At 62.5% G+C, this 14,622-nt stretch carries 14 protein-coding genes and 1 tRNA gene; 5 read left to right on the forward strand and 10 right to left on the reverse strand.

Features of this window, described 5'->3' with window-relative positions; genetic code table 11:
- Window positions 1–3 precede the first annotated feature (3 nt).
- Window positions 4–1,095, reverse strand: coding sequence for a serine hydrolase (locus J2045_RS07890; protein ID WP_307371361.1), 1,092 nt, complete (start codon window positions 1,093–1,095; stop codon window positions 4–6).
- Between the two features lie 189 nt (window positions 1,096–1,284).
- Between J2045_RS07890 and J2045_RS07895 the strand changes: the two genes are divergently transcribed.
- The 3 genes from J2045_RS07895 to J2045_RS07905 all read left to right on the forward strand — a co-directional run bounded on the left by J2045_RS07895 (window position 1,285) and on the right by J2045_RS07905 (window position 2,954).
- Window positions 1,285–2,448: a M20 aminoacylase family protein gene (locus J2045_RS07895; RefSeq protein ID WP_307371364.1), complete on the forward strand. Its 1,164-nt coding sequence runs from the start codon at window positions 1,285–1,287 to the stop codon at window positions 2,446–2,448.
- 66 nt (window positions 2,449–2,514) lie between these two features.
- Window positions 2,515–2,591 (forward strand) — tRNA-Arg (locus J2045_RS07900).
- 129 nt (window positions 2,592–2,720) lie between these two features.
- On the forward strand, window positions 2,721–2,954 hold the full coding sequence (locus tag J2045_RS07905) for a hypothetical protein (protein WP_307371366.1): 234 nt from the start codon (window positions 2,721–2,723) through the stop codon (window positions 2,952–2,954).
- On the opposite strand, the gene J2045_RS07910 is transcribed toward J2045_RS07905, so the two are convergent.
- The 3 genes from J2045_RS07910 to J2045_RS07920 all read right to left on the reverse strand — a co-directional run bounded on the left by J2045_RS07910 (window position 2,918) and on the right by J2045_RS07920 (window position 3,845).
- The gene (locus J2045_RS07910; protein WP_307371369.1) at window positions 2,918–3,139 is read right to left on the reverse strand and encodes a hypothetical protein; all 222 of its coding nucleotides are present in this window, start codon (window positions 3,137–3,139) and stop codon (window positions 2,918–2,920) included. The two genes, J2045_RS07905 and J2045_RS07910, sit on opposite strands and share 37 nt — an antisense overlap.
- Before the next feature lie 72 nt (window positions 3,140–3,211).
- The gene (locus J2045_RS07915; RefSeq protein ID WP_307371373.1) at window positions 3,212–3,400 is read right to left on the reverse strand and encodes a hypothetical protein; all 189 of its coding nucleotides are present in this window, start codon (window positions 3,398–3,400) and stop codon (window positions 3,212–3,214) included.
- A 43-nt stretch (window positions 3,401–3,443) separates the two neighbouring features.
- Entirely contained in the window at window positions 3,444–3,845 is a 402-nt protein-coding gene (locus tag J2045_RS07920) for a hypothetical protein (RefSeq protein WP_307371374.1), read from the reverse strand.
- 333 nt (window positions 3,846–4,178) lie between these two features.
- Here J2045_RS07920 and J2045_RS07925 point away from each other — a divergent pair, with 333 nt between their 5' ends.
- Window positions 4,179–4,706 (forward strand): sigma-70 family RNA polymerase sigma factor, encoded by a 528-nt coding sequence (locus J2045_RS07925; protein WP_307371973.1) that lies wholly within the window; start codon window positions 4,179–4,181, stop codon window positions 4,704–4,706.
- Between the two features lie 244 nt (window positions 4,707–4,950).
- Here J2045_RS07925 and J2045_RS07930 read toward each other — a convergent pair whose 3' ends face one another.
- Both J2045_RS07930 and J2045_RS07935 read right to left on the reverse strand, forming a co-directional pair.
- Window positions 4,951–5,451, reverse strand: coding sequence for a YciE/YciF ferroxidase family protein (locus J2045_RS07930; RefSeq protein WP_307371377.1), 501 nt, complete (start codon window positions 5,449–5,451; stop codon window positions 4,951–4,953).
- A gap of 152 nt (window positions 5,452–5,603) precedes the next feature.
- Window positions 5,604–7,451: a heavy metal translocating P-type ATPase gene (locus J2045_RS07935; protein WP_307371380.1), complete on the reverse strand. Its 1,848-nt coding sequence runs from the start codon at window positions 7,449–7,451 to the stop codon at window positions 5,604–5,606.
- 108 nt (window positions 7,452–7,559) lie between these two features.
- Here J2045_RS07935 and dxr point away from each other — a divergent pair, with 108 nt between their 5' ends.
- The gene (gene dxr / locus J2045_RS07940) at window positions 7,560–8,738 is read left to right on the forward strand and encodes a 1-deoxy-D-xylulose-5-phosphate reductoisomerase (RefSeq protein WP_307371382.1); all 1,179 of its coding nucleotides are present in this window, start codon (window positions 7,560–7,562) and stop codon (window positions 8,736–8,738) included.
- Between the two features lie 8 nt (window positions 8,739–8,746).
- On the opposite strand, the gene J2045_RS07945 is transcribed toward dxr, so the two are convergent.
- From J2045_RS07945 to J2045_RS07960, 4 genes are all read right to left on the reverse strand, one after another.
- Window positions 8,747–9,865, reverse strand: coding sequence for a serine hydrolase domain-containing protein (locus tag J2045_RS07945; protein WP_307371384.1), 1,119 nt, complete (start codon window positions 9,863–9,865; stop codon window positions 8,747–8,749).
- 78 nt (window positions 9,866–9,943) lie between these two features.
- Entirely contained in the window at window positions 9,944–11,158 is a 1,215-nt protein-coding gene (gene hemA / locus J2045_RS07950; protein ID WP_307371386.1) for a 5-aminolevulinate synthase, read from the reverse strand.
- A gap of 220 nt (window positions 11,159–11,378) precedes the next feature.
- The gene (locus J2045_RS07955) at window positions 11,379–12,179 is read right to left on the reverse strand and encodes an FAD binding domain-containing protein (RefSeq protein WP_307371388.1); all 801 of its coding nucleotides are present in this window, start codon (window positions 12,177–12,179) and stop codon (window positions 11,379–11,381) included.
- Between the two features lie 14 nt (window positions 12,180–12,193).
- The gene (locus J2045_RS07960) at window positions 12,194–14,560 is read right to left on the reverse strand and encodes a xanthine dehydrogenase family protein molybdopterin-binding subunit (RefSeq protein ID WP_307371390.1); all 2,367 of its coding nucleotides are present in this window, start codon (window positions 14,558–14,560) and stop codon (window positions 12,194–12,196) included.
- Window positions 14,561–14,622: the final 62 nt, after the last annotated feature.

Below are 14,622 nucleotides of genomic sequence, written 5' to 3' on the forward strand. Positions count from 1 at the left end.
AGCTCAGAAGGTGGGACGCGGCTTGGGGATCGGCACATTGGCGATCTCGCCCGTGCCGGCCCCCTTCTTGGTCTCGACCGGTTCGCTGCCCGGGATCAGACCGGCGAAGCTCATGGCCGGCGGGCGACCCATCTCGCGGATATAGGGCGAGAGCAGCTTCATCCGCCCGGCCTCGTCGCGACCTTCGCTTCGCACCTTGCGCGCCTGCGGGTTGCAGATCTCGGCGCTGATATCGGTCACCTGATCCAGCCCTTCGCCATAGGGGGCGAGTTGCTCCAGCCGGTTTCCGGCGACCGTTGTCGTCAGCCCCTTCTGCAGGAGTTCGGCGGAGAGGTCTGCGCGCGCGCCGAGGCTGTCAGCGCCAAGCACGACGGAGATCACCGTGCGGCCGTTGCGGGTGGCGGAAGACACCTGGTTGAAGCCGGAAGCGCAGACATAACCGGTCTTCATGCCATCGGCGCCCGGAAAGCGGCCCACCAGCAGATTGAAGTTCGGATAGTCCTTCTTGCCCGTCGTCACCCCTTCGAGTGCGAAGTAGCCCGCATATTCCGGGAATTCCCGCCGGATGGTTGCCGCCAGAAGCGCCATGTCGCGGGCCGTCGTATACTGGCCCTTGCCCGGCAGTCCATTGGGATTGACGAAGCGCGTCGAGGTCATGCCGAGGCGCTGAGCCTCCTGGTTCATCCGCTGGACAAAGGCACCCTCGCTGCCGCTCACGGTTTCCCCGATCGCGACGGCAACGTCATTGGCCGATTTGATGATCAGGAGCTTCAATGCGCTATCGAGGGTCAGCTTCGAGCCCGGCTTGAAATACATCTTGCTGGCCGGCTGGTCGGCGGCATGCTTGCTCATGACGACCACGGTTTCGGGCGAAAGCTCACCTGATCGCATCGAGCGGAAGGTCGTGTAGGCCGTCATAAGCTTGGTCAGCGAGGCCGGATACCATTTGCGGAAGGCTTCCTGATGCGCGATCACGCGGCCACTACCGACATCGACGACCATGATCGGATTGGCGGCAGCCAAACCCGGCAGAACCATTGCCACCAGCGAGACGGCGACCGCCAGTCGGCGGACGGATCCGGTTGAAGACAACATGCGGGGACGTTTCGCAAACACGACTTCGATCCTCTGGTTCGGCGGGTCGCTCGTCAACGCATGACGAGATCTTATGTAGGGAAGGAATGGCAAAGCCCATTGAATACGTCAATTGAAAGGCGCACATTCGTGTCCGACAATCGCGTGATGCGAGTTGTGCGTGACCAGGACTGAACCCAGGACGAGAGAATGCCTCTTCTGAACCGAGCCTCCGAACTCCAAACGGAGGCCACTGAATGGCGCCGCCATCTGCATGCCAATCCGGAAATCCTCTACGACGTTGAAAACACAGCAGCCTTCGTGGAAGGAAAGCTGCGCGAATTCGGCGTAGACGAAGTTGTGACCGGGCTTGGCCGCACCGGCGTGGTGGGCATCATCAAGGGATCGGGCGGCGAGGGCCGCACCATCGGTCTGCGTGCTGACATGGATGCGCTTCCGCTCGACGAAATCACCGGCAAGCCTTGGGCTTCGACCATTGCAGGACGCATGCATGCCTGCGGCCATGATGGTCACACCGCCATGTTGCTGGGTGCCGCCAAATACCTCGCAGAGACCCGCAATTTTTCAGGCTCCGTGGCGGTCGTCTTCCAGCCGGCTGAAGAAGGTGGGCGTGGTGCACTGGCCATGGTCGAAGACGGCATGATGGATCGCTTCGGCATCGCGGAGATCTACGGCATGCACAACATGCCCGGAAAGTCCGTGGGGACCTTCGCCATCCGCAAGGGCGGCATCATGGCGGCTCCCGACAAGTTCCAGCTCAAGCTGACCGGCCTCGGCGGCCATGCGGCTGAACCGCACAATACGGCCGACACGATCGTCATCGGCGCGCAGATCGTCGGCGCCCTTCAGACGATTGCCGCCCGCAACGCCAATCCTCTCCGCTCGGTCGTGGTCTCCGTCACCCAGTTTCATGCCGGCACGACACACAACATCATTCCAGAAGAGGCATTCATTTCCGGCACCGTGCGCTCGCTGGACGAAGGTGTGCGCGATCTGGCCGAGCGCCGGATCGGCGAGATCGCGACCGGCATAGCGGCAGCCCATGGCGCAACCATCGAGTATGAATACGAGCGCGCGTGCCCCGTGACCGTCAATCATCCCGCTGAGACCGACTTTGCTGCACGCGCAGCGATCGACGTGGTGGGCTCTGGCAATGTCGACACCGAAGTGGATCCGAGCATGGCCGGCGAAGATTTCGCCTTCATGCTCCAGTCGCGCCCCGGCGCCTATATCCTGATCGGCAATGGCGAAACGGCTGGCCTGCACAATCCGGCTTACGACTTCAACGATGAGGCGATCGCGGCGGGGATATCCTATTGGGTTCGTCTGGCCGAGCAACGCCTGCCGCGCTGAACACGGCATTTCGACCATGCAAAACCGCTTGGCTTGAAGGCTCTGCTTTTGTATGGAGAAGGAAGTGGTCCCGTAGCTCAGCAGGATAGAGCATCAGATTCCTAATCTGAGGGTCACGCGTTCGAATCGCGTCGGGATCACCACTCTCAGCTACTGATATCTTGCCATTGCGAATCGGGGGTTGCACTCAGGTCGTTGTCCGGCATGATGGTTCCATGCCACGCTGGCGGGTGCTTCTGTTTTTGACGTCGGCCTCAAAGGGAGGACATGCCATGGCATCACGACCCCCGGGCAAGACCAGCGAAGAAATCGCAATCGTCGAACGCGCCGTCAGGCGCATCTACGGCCGCAGACGGTCGGACAGTCACCAGGAAGAAAATGCCGCAGCACTTGTGACCTATCTGATTGAGAGCGGCATTCGCGATGAGGACGAACTCGTCGAATTTGCCAGAATTGCCAATGGCAAGCGTTACGATCCAAGCAATGGCAGTTTCCTGGAGCCGTGATAGCAGCCGGCGCCTTCAGCGGCGCCCGCCGCTTCGTTCTTCCGGTAGAGTTGGCGTGTCGCGGCATCACGATAGTCGCGGTACTCTCCGCTCAAGCGCCTTTGCCCGATGACGGCATAGGCAATGGCGCCAGCAAGAAGAGCGGGCCCCATCATGACGACGAAAAGCCAGAGAAAATCCAACATGCCGCGTGCTTTCATGACCATGAGGTGTCATGGGGCAACCCAAAGCGGCGACCAAGGTTCCTCTGTCGCAGGTCAGTCGCGCTTGTCGCAGGCGGCCATCTTGTCGTCCATGGCAGCTTGCAGATCCTTCGCCAGCTCGACGAGGCGCGTCGGCGCCTTTTCACGCTCCAGTTCCGCCATCAGCAGGTCGAGCTTGTCACGCACGATCCCGCCGGTGCGGTCTCGCCGGCCCTGCATCGACATCGCCTCTGATTTCGCCATTGGCCGGCCTCCTGCTCAAAATTCTTGAGGTTTGTTGGTTTGTCTAAGAGTTCATAAGGCGCGTCGTTTGAACCGGATCAAACAGAATCTTGGATGGCCCCGTCACGATTCGTGAGGAAAAGCCATCTTCGACTTCGGGAAAGGCGGCGAACAACGCTACATGATCATCGTAGTCCAGCGGCGGCGCCCGCAAGACAACGCTGATGTTGTCCGACACATCCACCCGCTCCTGATGTTCGAGCTCCACACGGTTTCCGGATGCCAGAAGCAGCGTCGCGCACCGCTCGAAGCCCTGACGGATGAGCCAGTCTCGCGGCGCCAGCGCCTCGACCGTCACGCGGTAGTGCCCTTCGGCTTGCTCCACCGCAACGTGATAGGCCATCGGCGATAGCCGCTCACCAATGAGGAGCTGCCCGGTGGCGCCGGAGTTCTGCACGTGAGTCATGGAGTTGCCGTTCCTGGTTCAGGCATTGCTCTGGCAGGTAACCCTTTGTTGCCTGTCTGGTTCCCTTTCAGAAAGTTGCGCATCCGCCGGAACCACACCCCTGACGAGGCGTTTTCTGCACGGGATTACCTTGAGGAGAACCCGACAGGATATGACGATGGGCAGTGCCGGCGGGATTACCGGGCATGGCAGGACAAGGCGATGGATCGAGATCCGCGATGGTCGGTCGTCAGGCGTCAAGGAGAGTGGGACCATTGCGGAATGGTTGAGGATTTCAGGAACCAAGCAAATCGGGACGCGTTGTCGATAGGCCTGGTATTGCAGACATGGAGGATGGCGATCTTGACGACCCCTAGAGCCGAGCTTGCCGCACAGTCTGAGGTGGTTGAACTCATTCCGGCCTTGCGTGCCTTCGCACGAACCTTCTGCCAGAAGCCCGAGGAGGCCGACGATCTGGTTCAGGAAACGCTGACCAGGGCCCTGGCGAACCTTGACAAGTTCGAGCCGGGAACACGACTGAAGTCTTGGCTGTTCACAATCATGCGCAACACCTTCTGTACACGCGTCAAGAAGAGCAGCCGTGAGACTGTGGGCCTGCCAGACGTGATCACCACTCGGCTGACAACCGAAGCCAGCCAGGAATGGACGGTGCAGGCCGATGAGGTCCGCCGCGCATTGAACCGCCTGCCCGAACATCATCGTGAAATGCTGGTGCTGATCGTCATGCTCGGCGAACGCTACGAGGACGCCGCCGAAATCTGCGGCTGCGCCGTGGGTACAGTGAAAAGCAGGCTTAGCCGCGCACGCCAGCAATTGCGGCGCGAGCTCGGCGAGATGGGCAACGACAGTCCCCTCGGATGAGGCCGTCAACCACCACCCACCTCTTCGAGGCTTGCCGTATCGCCGGTCCCGACAAAGCCGGGTGCTCCGCCCGATCAGGGGAAAGACCGGTAATCCAAAAGATATAGCCGCCAACTTCGGATCACCCGCACAGAATGCGGGCGATCTGAGGTGTCAGATAGCGAGCCCACAACTGCGCGCCGAAAGCGGCACACAAGAATGGGGCCGGCAGAACCGGCCCCGATAGCAAAGTGATGATGACGACTTACGCAGCCTTTTTCTGGCCAGCGGCATTGACCGCCTTTTCGGCAAGCTTGGTCAGAGCCTGATCGGTCTTTGTTTCCTCGGCCAGAGTCTGCTCGAGCAGCGCGACGGCATCGGTATAGCCGAGCTGCTGGGCCCAGGCGCGAAGCGTGCCGTAGCGGCTGATCTCATAGTGTTCGACCGCCTGCGCGGCAGCCAGCAGTCCGGCGTCAAGCGCGGGCGAGCCCTTGAACTCGTCCATGATCTCCTCGCCTTCCTCGACAATGCCGTCGATCGCCGGGCAGGTCTTGGCCCGCGGCCGTTTGCCCATGATCTCAAACACCTGCTGCAGTCGCTCGACCTGACCTTCGGTCTCGTCCCGGTGCTGCAGGAAGGCAGCCTTGAGCTTCTCGTCCTGGGCGCCACGCGCCATCTTCGGCAGAGCCTTCAGGATCTTCCGTTCCGCGTAATAGATGTCCTTGAGGGTCTCGTGAAACAGGTCTTCAAGTGTTTTGCTGGCCATGATGGCTATCTCCTCGGGTTTTGGGAATTACCGCTGACTAACTGGCCCCAAACCCCTTTGTTCCTGGCTTTATTTCGCATACGGCGGGGAACGAACATGGCCGATCGGAGTTGCCTGCGAGCGCTTCTGGCTCGCTTTTTCGAAAGGAAGCCTCAGCCGCGAAGCGCGCGCAAGGCATTGAGGATGACCGCGACATCGATCACCTCCTGCAATAGCGCCCCCTGAACCGGCGTCAGATAGCCGAAGGCGGCCATCACCATGGCGCCGCCCGAGAGAACAAGCCCGGCAATCGCACTTTGCCGGGCGATTTTGCGGGACCTCTTCGCGATGCCGCAGGCAAGCGGCAGGCGTGACAGATCATCCGCCAGCAGCACCACATCCGCCGCTTCCGAAGAGGCCGCAGAGCCGCGCGCACCGATTGCCACGCCGACATCGGCCAGCGCCAGCGCCGGGGCATCATTGACCCCGTCTCCCACCATCATCACCACGCCAGAAGCCCGCTCCCGCCGAATGAGCCCGACCTTGTCTTCCGGCGCGAGGTCTCCGGCGACGGCATCGAGGCCGAGACTGGCCGAGGCCTTTTCCGCCACATCGGTGCGGTCGCCGGAGGCCATCACGATGCGGCGCACCCCGCCAGCCCTGAAAGCACTGATCGTGTCACCGGCGTCCGCACGAATGGGATCGGACAGCAGAATGAAGCCGGCGGCCCGTCCATCGATACCGACGGCGACCACCGCCGTGCCGTTGTCGATGTCGGCTCTGGCAAAGTCTTCGCCGGCAAGCAGCTGCGAGCTGACATAGCCGCTGCCGCCGAGCACCACCTTGACGCCTCCGACCAGGCCGGAAAGCCCCCGCCCCGCCTCTTCGATGACGCCCTGAGGCAGAGTCAGGCTTAGACCACGTATGGTGGCGGCGCGCACAAGCGCTTCCGCCGCGACATGCCCGGAGGCCTGATCGAGAGAGGCGGCCAGTGCCAGCACCCGATCGGGCGTGAAACCCGGTTGCGGCCGGACCTCCGACACTTCCGGCCGCGCGGAGGTCACTGTGCCGGTCTTGTCGACGACGACAGTGGTGACGGCAGCGAGCGCTTCGAGCGCGCCGGCGGTTTTCACCAGCACGCCGTGCGACGCAGCCCGTGACATCCCGGCAATGACGGCAACGGGCACGGCGAGGATCAGCGGACAGGGGGTTGCAACGACGAGCACGGCGAGCGCCCGTGTCGCGTCCCCGCTCCACCACCAGGCGCCACCGGAAAGCAGCAGCGTGACGCCGAGAAAGACGAGTGCGTAGCGGTCCGCGAGACGCGCCATCGGGGCCCGGCTTGCCTGGGCCTGCTCGACGAGGCGCACGATGCCGGCATAGGTGCTTTCCTTCGAGCCGCGCAAGACCAGCAGATCGAAGGCATCGCCGAGAACGGTCGCGCCGCTCGGCACCTCATACCCCATCTGGATCGGCACCGGCAGCGATTCGCCCGTCAGTGCCGAGAGATCGAGTACGGCGGTGGCCGCAAGCAGGCGCCCGTCGGCGGGCACGACTTCGCCCTTGCGCACCAAGATCCGGTCCTGTGGCTTCAGGCTTTCGATCGGCACGCTTTCGAGAGCCTGACTGTGGTAGAGCATGGCCGTGCGCGAGACACGACCGAGCAGGGCCGTCATGTCACGCCGGGCGCGCCCCTCGGCGAAGCTTTCAAGCAATTGGCCGCCGGCATACATCACGGCGACAATGGCGGCAGCGAGGTTTTCGCCGAGTGCGAGGCCGACGCCAATCGACAAAGCGGCGATCGCATCGACGCCCATCCGACCGTTCACAAGCGCCCGCAGAATGTCGATGACGAGGACGACAAAGACGGAACCGGCCCCGACCAGCCAGACCTGACGCGCAAGCTCGGGATAGTCCGTCAGGGCAAGAATGCCGCCGCCGGCGAGGCAGAGAAAGGCAAGCGCCGCGAGCAGGACCGGCAGGCTCTCACGCAAAGGTGTCGACTGCAGAATGTCCGGCATTCTCTCATTCCCGAGCGGGCTGGCGAGGGGTCGAGATCGACCTCTCTTGCTGGTCTTCCCTTTCCCTTGTAGAGCCTTCTGAGCATGAAGCAATCGGACGTAAGCAGCATGATCGACAGCGCCCGGCCCCGCCGCCTTTCAGTCCTCGGCTCGACCGGCTCGATCGGCGTCAACACGCTCGACGTCATCGAGCAGCTCGGTGGCCGTGATGCCTTCGAGGTCATGGCGCTGACCGGCAACGGCAATCTCGATCTGCTCGCCGAACAGGCGCGTCGCACGGGTGCCAAACTCGCCGTCACCGCCGACGAGAGCCAGTACATGGCGCTCAAGGACCTGCTGTCAGGATCGGGCATCGACGTTGCCGCCGGCACGAGCGGACTGGACGAGGCAGCCGACATGGCGGCCGGCTGGGTGATGGCCGCAATCGTCGGCACCGCAGGCCTCGCTCCGACGCTGAAGGCTGCCGCACGGGGCGCCGACATCGCGCTTGCCAACAAGGAATGCCTCGTCTCCGCAGGCCACCTCTTCGTCGAGGCGGTGAGACATGGCGGCGGACGGCTGATCCCGGTCGACAGCGAACATTCGGCGATCTTCCAGTGCCTGGAACAGGACCAGCGGCACGCGCTCGAGCGCATCGTGCTGACAGCCTCCGGTGGCCCTTTCCGCACCCATAGCCGCGAGCAGATGGCGAATGTCACGGTGCAGACGGCCCGCACCCATCCCAACTGGTCGATGGGCCTGAAGATCTCCGTTGGCAGCGCCTCGATGTTCAACAAGGCGCTGGAAATGATCGAGGCCAAGCACCTCTTCGATGTGCGCCCCGACCAGATCGAGGTCGTCGTGCATCCGCAGTCGATCATCCATTCGATGGTCGGCTACACCGACGGCTCCGTCATCGCCCAACTCGGTGTGCCGGACATGCGCACCGCCATCGGCTATGCGCTGACCTATCCGAAGCGTCCGGCGCTGAATGTTGACAGGCTCGATTTTGCCAAGCTGGCAAGGCTCGATTTCGAAGCCCCCGACGAAATCCGCTTTCCGGCCATCCGCCTTGCTCGCACGGCACTCGAACGCGGCGGATTGCAGGGCGCAATCCTCAACGCCGCCGAAGAAACCGCCTTCAACGCCTTCATCGAGGACAAGATCCGCTTCCTCGACATGGCCGACGTGGTGGAGACCGTTATGGACGCGATGGTCGAAGGCGTGCCGGCAGACACGATCGAAGACGTGTTTGCCGCTGATCGTGAGGCGAGGCGCAAGGCGGCAGAGGTTATCGCTGCCAGATAGGCAGCACCTCACCTATCATAGACAGCCGCCCGCAACATTTCCGGATAGGCGCCGGTGCAGCCTTCAAGCGCATTGTTGGTGAGGCTGACAACGGTCAGCCGCTCGGCTGGATCGATGAACCAGGTATTGCCATAGACGCCGCCCCACTGGATCGCCCCATTGGGCAGGGATGTCATAGCTGCGACCGGATCGACAACGAGGCCGCCAACGAAGGTGAAGCGGTAGCCAGGTTCACCCTCAATATCCCCGATCTGGTTCGAGAGTGCGGCCTTGGCAGTTTCCGGCTTCAGCAGCGAAGCTCCACCGCTGCGCAGCATCTCCAGAAGCCTCATCACGTCCCCTGCGGTGCCGACCATCCCGGCGCCGCCGGATTGGAAGGCCTTGGGGTTGAAGATCCGAGAGGGCGAAAACACCGTGCGCCAGCGCTCTTCGTCACCGCTCACCCAAGGGTCTGGCATCCGGACCGGGCGGCCAGGATGATCAGCATAAGCGACCGCGAGGCGCTTCGCATCCGTCACATGAAAACGCGCATCGGCCATGCCGAGCGGGCCGGCGACATGATGCACCACGGCCGCTTCCAGCGTGCCGCAATGGACGGCGGCGATCACGCCGCCGAGAATGTCGGTAGCAAAGGAATAGGCCCAGCGACTGCCCGGCTCAAAGGCGAGCGGAATGCCATTGTGGCGGCTGAAATTCTCTTCGAGGCTGAAATCGGTATTGCCGAGCCCGAGTGTCATCCGCTGCCCCTCGGGCAGGAGTTCAAGCGCGGGGTCGTAGGTGAGGCCAGACGTATGGGTCAGCAGATGGCGGATGGTAATCGTGGCCTCACGCCCATCCGGCGTCTTCGGCCGGAACCAGGGCAGGTGATCGACGACGCGGTCGTCGAGGCTTAGCAGTCCCTTGTCGATCATAACAAGGGCGGTGACTGCGACGATTGGCTTGCTGATCGAGGCATAGCGAAAGATCGTGTTGCGCTGCACGGGCACGCCCGCTTCACGGTCGACGAAGCCGGCTGTCTTCTCCAGGATGGGTTGACCGTCCTGATAGACCAGCACCACGGCACCCGTAATGCGTTCCTCTTCGATCACCCTGTCGATCAGATCATTGACGCGTGTCGCAATGGTCACTTGGCTGAAACCCCTTAAACGAAAATACGGGCCCCGTTACCGGGACCCGCATTGTTATGCGAAGGATTTGGCCTGCGATCAAGCGACCGCGCGGGCGAGCGCGCAACGCGACCAGAGCTGGTGCAGCGAGCCGACCAGATGGTCGAGATCGGCGTCGGAATGCAAAGGCGTCGGCGTGATGCGCAGCCGTTCGGTCTTTTTCGGGACCGTCGGATAATTGATCGGCTGCACATAGATGGAACAGTTGTCGAGCAGCAGGTCGGAGATCCACTTGCACTTCGACGCATCGCCGACGAGCACCGGCACGATATGGCTGGGGTTCTGCACATGCGGAATGCCGGCCTTGTCGAGCATGGAGCGCAGGCGGCGCACGCGCTCCTGATGGGCGAAGCGCTCGACCTGGCTGGTCTTCAGATGGCGGATCGAGGCGACCGCACCGGCGGCAAGTGCCGGCGGCAGCGCCGTCGTAAAGATGAAGCCCGAGGCAAACGAGCGGACGAAATCACAGAGCGCGGTCGAGGCAGCGATATAGCCACCCATGACACCAAACGCCTTGCCAAGCGTGCCTTCGATGATCGTCAAACGATCCATCAGGCCTTCGCGCTCGGCGATGCCGCCACCATGGGCGCCGTACATGCCGACCGCATGGACTTCATCGAGATAGGTCATCGCGCCATACTTGTCGGCGAGATCACAGATCTCCTTGATCGGGGCGATGTCGCCATCCATCGAGTAGACGGATTCGAACGCAATCATTTTCGGCGCCTTCGGATCGGCAGCAGCGAGCTTGGCTTCCAGATCCTTGACGTCGTTATGCTTCCAGATGACACGCTCGGCCTTGGAATGGCGGATGCCTTCGATCATGGAGGCGTGGTTGAGGGCGTCGGAGAAGATGATCAGGCCCGGGATCTTGGCGCCGAGCGTGCCAAGCGCTGCCCAGTTCGAGACATAGCCCGAAGTGAAGATCAGCGCCGATTCCTTGCCGTGCAGATCCGCGAGCTCGCGCTCCAGCAGAACGTGGTAGTGATTGGTGCCAGAGATATTCCGGGTGCCTCCCGCACCCGCGCCACAGTCGTCGATCGCCTTTTTCATGGCGTCGATCACGAGCGGGTTCTGGCCCATGCCGAGATAGTCGTTGGAGCACCAGACGGTGACCTCCTGGGTGCCGTTCTCGGTGTAGCGGGTCGCGCGCGGGAAATTGCCACGCTGGCGTTCCAAATCAGCGAAGACGCGGTACCGGCCTTCCTCGTGAAGCCCCGCGAGCTGATCCTTGAAAAACGCCTCGAAATCCATGCCTAAACTCCAGTCTACGACACTCTTTTGTGTCTCTCCGGCGCCGGGGTCAACCCCGTCATTGTAAATTCATTCTAAACTGCGACAAATGGCGCGAACATTAGAACGGTTGCATAGAGATACTAACGGATCGTGCCGGAGCAAACTTGATCTGCGTCAAGCGCAGGAAAAAGGACGGCCGAAGCCGTCCTTTTCCGTTTATGCCGGAAAGCAAAGGCAATTACGCGGCCTGAATGGCGCGTTTCGCCATGACCCGGATCAGATTGGCCCGGTATTCCGCCGTGCAATGCAGATCCGACATGAGGTCCGCCGAATCAATTTCGACACCTGCGACAGCCTCCGGTGACCAGTTGGCGGAGAGGGCCGCTTCAAGTCCGGCATGCCGGAAGACGCCCGACGACCCGGCGCCGGTGACCGCAACGCGCACGCCACCTGATCCCTTCGAGACGAAGACGCCGGTCATGGCATAACGGGAGGCCGGATTGGCGAACTTGGCATAACCCGCCTTTTCCGGAGCATCGAAGCGGATCGCCGTGATGATCTCGTCCTCGGCAAGCGCCGTCTCGAAGAGGCCGACGAAGAAATCGTCCGCCGCAATCTCGCGGGAATTGGTGACCACCGTCGCCCCGAGGCCGAGTACGGCTGACGGGTAGTCGGCAGCCGGATCATCATTGGCGACGGAACCCCCGATCGTGCCCATATGGCGCACATGCGGATCACCGATGAGCGAGGCGAGATGGCAAATCGCAGGGCAGACTGCACGGATGGCCGCCGAAGAGGCGACCTCCGCATGGGTGACCGCAGCACCGATGGTGACCTGACGGCCATTCACCGTGATGCCCTTCATCGACGCGATGTGCCGGAGATCAACGAGGTCAGACGGCTGGGCGAGGCGCTGCTTGAGCGCCGCGATCAGGGTCTGGCCGCCGGCAATGAACTTGCCGTCTTCGGCACCGGAGAGAAGTTTTCCGGCATCCTCGATCGACGAGGCACGATGATAGCTGGTGGAATAGAGCTGCATGGTTCTCTCCTTCCTTACTCGGCGGCCTGGCGGGTCGCATTGGCCTGGAGCGCACTCCAGACGGCAAGCGGCGTCGCCGGCATGTTGAGGTCGTTATTGCCGATCGCGTCCGTGATCGCATTGATCAGCGCCGGCGGCGAACCGATGGCGCCGGCCTCGCCGCAGCCCTTGATCCCGAGCGGATTGCCCGGGCAAGGTGTGTTCTGGTGCGAGACATTGAAGGACGGCAGATCGTCGGCACGCGGCATGGCATAATCCATGTAGCTTGCGGTCAGAAGCTGCCCCGTCTGCGGATCGTAATGCACGGCCTCCAGCATTGCCTGGCCGATACCCTGCGCGATGCCGCCATGCACCTGGCCCTCGACGATCATCGGGTTGATGATGTTGCCGAAGTCGTCGGCGGCGACGAACTGCACGATCTCGGTCTTGCCCGTTTCCGGATCGACCTCGACTTCGGCAATGTAGCAGCCGGCCGGGAAGGTGAAGTTGGACGGGTCATAGAACGCGCCCTCCTTCAGACCGGGCTCCATGCCCGACGGCAGGTTGTGGGCGGTATAGGCGGCAAGCGCCACCTGGAACCAGGGCAGCGTCTTGTCGGTGCCTGCGACCTTGAGCTCACCATTCTCGATGACGATGTCGCTCTCGTCGGCTTCCATCAGATGGGCCGCGATCTTCTTCGCCTTGGCCTCGACCTTGTCGAGCGCCTTGACGATCGCCGACATGCCGACGGCACCGGAACGGGAACCATAGGTGCCCATGCCCATCTGCACCTTGTCGGTATCGCCATGCACGATCGAGATATTGTCGATCGGCAGGCCGAAACGCTCCGAGACAAGCTGGGCAAACGTGGTCTCGTGACCCTGGCCATGGCTGTGCGAGCCGGTGAGCACTTCGACCGTACCGACTGCGTTGACGCGGACTTCAGCCGATTCCCAGAGACCCACGCCGGCCCCGAGCGAGCCGACCGCCGCCGACGGCGCGATGCCGCAGGCCTCGATGTAGCAGCTCATGCCGATGCCGCGCAGCTTGCCCCGCCGTGCCGCTTCCGTCTTGCGGGCGGCAAAACCGTTCCAGTCGGCAGCGGACATGGCGGCTTCGAGCGAAGCGTCGTAATCGCCCGCGTCGTAGCACATGATCACGGGGGTCTGGTACGGGAAGGTCCGCACGAAGTTCTTGCGGCGCAGTTCCGCCGGCGAGATGCCGAGTTCACGAGCGGCGGTCTCGACGGTGCGTTCCAGGAGATATGTCGCCTCCGGACGCCCGGCACCACGATAGGCATCGACCGGCACCGTGTTGGTATAGACGGTCCGCACATTGGCGTGGATCGCCGGGATCGCATACTGGCCCGACAGCAGCGTCGCATAGAGATAGGTCGGGACCGAGGACGAGAAGAGCGACATATAGGCGCCGAGATTGGCGATCGTGTCGACTTTCAGACCGATGATCCTGTGGTCCTTGTCGAAGGCCATCTTCACCTTCGACACATGGTCACGTCCATGCGCATCGGTGAGGAAGGCCTCGGTACGATCGGAGGTCCACTTGACCGGCACGCCTGTTTTCTTGGAGGCCCAGAGACAGACGACTTCTTCCGGATAGATGTAGATCTTCGAGCCGAAGCCACCGCCCACATCGGGCGCGATGACGCGCAGCTTGTGCTCGGGCGCCACATTGTAGAAGGCGCTCATGACGAGACGCGCGACATGCGGGTTCTGCGAGGTCGTGTAGCAGGTGAAATGGTCTTCCGCCGTATCGTAGATGCCGAGCGTCGCGCGCGGCTCCATCGGGTTGGGCGAGAGGCGGTTGTTGAAGATGTCGATCTCGGTGACATGGGCGGCACTGGCGATTGCGGCATCGGCCGCAGCGCTGTCGCCGATTTCCCAGTCGAAGATAAGGTTGCCAGGGGCTTCCGGATGCAGCTGCGGCGCACCGGACTTGAGGGCATCGACAGCACCGGTAACGACCGGCAGCTCCTCGTATTCGACCGAGACGGCCTCCGACGCATCGCGTGCCTCGCCGATGCTGTCGGCGATCACGATCGCGACGGCATCGCCGACATAACGCACGGTCTCATGCGCAAGGGGACGCCAGGCGCCCATCTTCATCGGCGTGCCGTCCTTGGAATGGATCATCCAGCCGCAGATCAGGTTGCCGATGCCATCGGCGAGCAGTTGCTTGCCGTCGAGAACGTCGATGACGCCCGGCATCGCCTTGGCCGCCGCCGCATCGATCGACTTGATCTTCGCATGCGCATAGGGCGAACGGACGAAATAGGCATACTTCATGCCCGGGACGACCATGTCGTCGGTATACCGGCCCTTGCCGGTCAGAAAACGCTTGTCTTCCTTGCGCGCCACCCGCGCGCCGATTCCTTCAACACCCATTGTCTTCTCCTCCAGAGAAACAGGACTTCAGGCAGTCGGACAGAGGCAATCGCAGTCGGCAT

The sequence above is a fragment of the Peteryoungia aggregata LMG 23059 genome (assembly GCF_030814435.1).
Classification (GTDB): domain Bacteria; phylum Pseudomonadota; class Alphaproteobacteria; order Rhizobiales; family Rhizobiaceae; genus Allorhizobium; species Allorhizobium aggregatum.

What these genes read in the sequence shown, in the direction of transcription:
- J2045_RS07960 (WP_307371390.1), bottom strand. Translation starts at nt 14,560, where the DNA reads ATGGGTGTTGAAGGAATCGGCGCGCGGGTGGCGCGCAAGGAAGACAAG.
- J2045_RS07905 (WP_307371366.1), top strand. Translation starts at nt 2,721, where the DNA reads ATGGCATCACGACCCCCGGGCAAGACCAGCGAAGAAATCGCAATCGTC.
- J2045_RS07915 (WP_307371373.1), bottom strand. Translation starts at nt 3,400, where the DNA reads ATGGCGAAATCAGAGGCGATGTCGATGCAGGGCCGGCGAGACCGCACC.
- J2045_RS07910 (WP_307371369.1), bottom strand. Translation starts at nt 3,139, where the DNA reads ATGTTGGATTTTCTCTGGCTTTTCGTCGTCATGATGGGGCCCGCTCTT.
- J2045_RS07925 (WP_307371973.1), top strand. Translation starts at nt 4,179, where the DNA reads ATGGCGATCTTGACGACCCCTAGAGCCGAGCTTGCCGCACAGTCTGAG.
- J2045_RS07920 (WP_307371374.1), bottom strand. Translation starts at nt 3,845, where the DNA reads ATGACTCACGTGCAGAACTCCGGCGCCACCGGGCAGCTCCTCATTGGT.
- J2045_RS07895 (WP_307371364.1), top strand. Translation starts at nt 1,285, where the DNA reads ATGCCTCTTCTGAACCGAGCCTCCGAACTCCAAACGGAGGCCACTGAA.
- J2045_RS07935 (WP_307371380.1), bottom strand. Translation starts at nt 7,451, where the DNA reads ATGCCGGACATTCTGCAGTCGACACCTTTGCGTGAGAGCCTGCCGGTC.
- hemA (WP_307371386.1), bottom strand. Translation starts at nt 11,158, where the DNA reads ATGGATTTCGAGGCGTTTTTCAAGGATCAGCTCGCGGGGCTTCACGAG.
- J2045_RS07955 (WP_307371388.1), bottom strand. Translation starts at nt 12,179, where the DNA reads ATGCAGCTCTATTCCACCAGCTATCATCGTGCCTCGTCGATCGAGGAT.
- J2045_RS07930 (WP_307371377.1), bottom strand. Translation starts at nt 5,451, where the DNA reads ATGGCCAGCAAAACACTTGAAGACCTGTTTCACGAGACCCTCAAGGAC.
- dxr (WP_307371382.1), top strand. Translation starts at nt 7,560, where the DNA reads ATGATCGACAGCGCCCGGCCCCGCCGCCTTTCAGTCCTCGGCTCGACC.
- J2045_RS07890 (WP_307371361.1), bottom strand. Translation starts at nt 1,095, where the DNA reads ATGTTGTCTTCAACCGGATCCGTCCGCCGACTGGCGGTCGCCGTCTCG.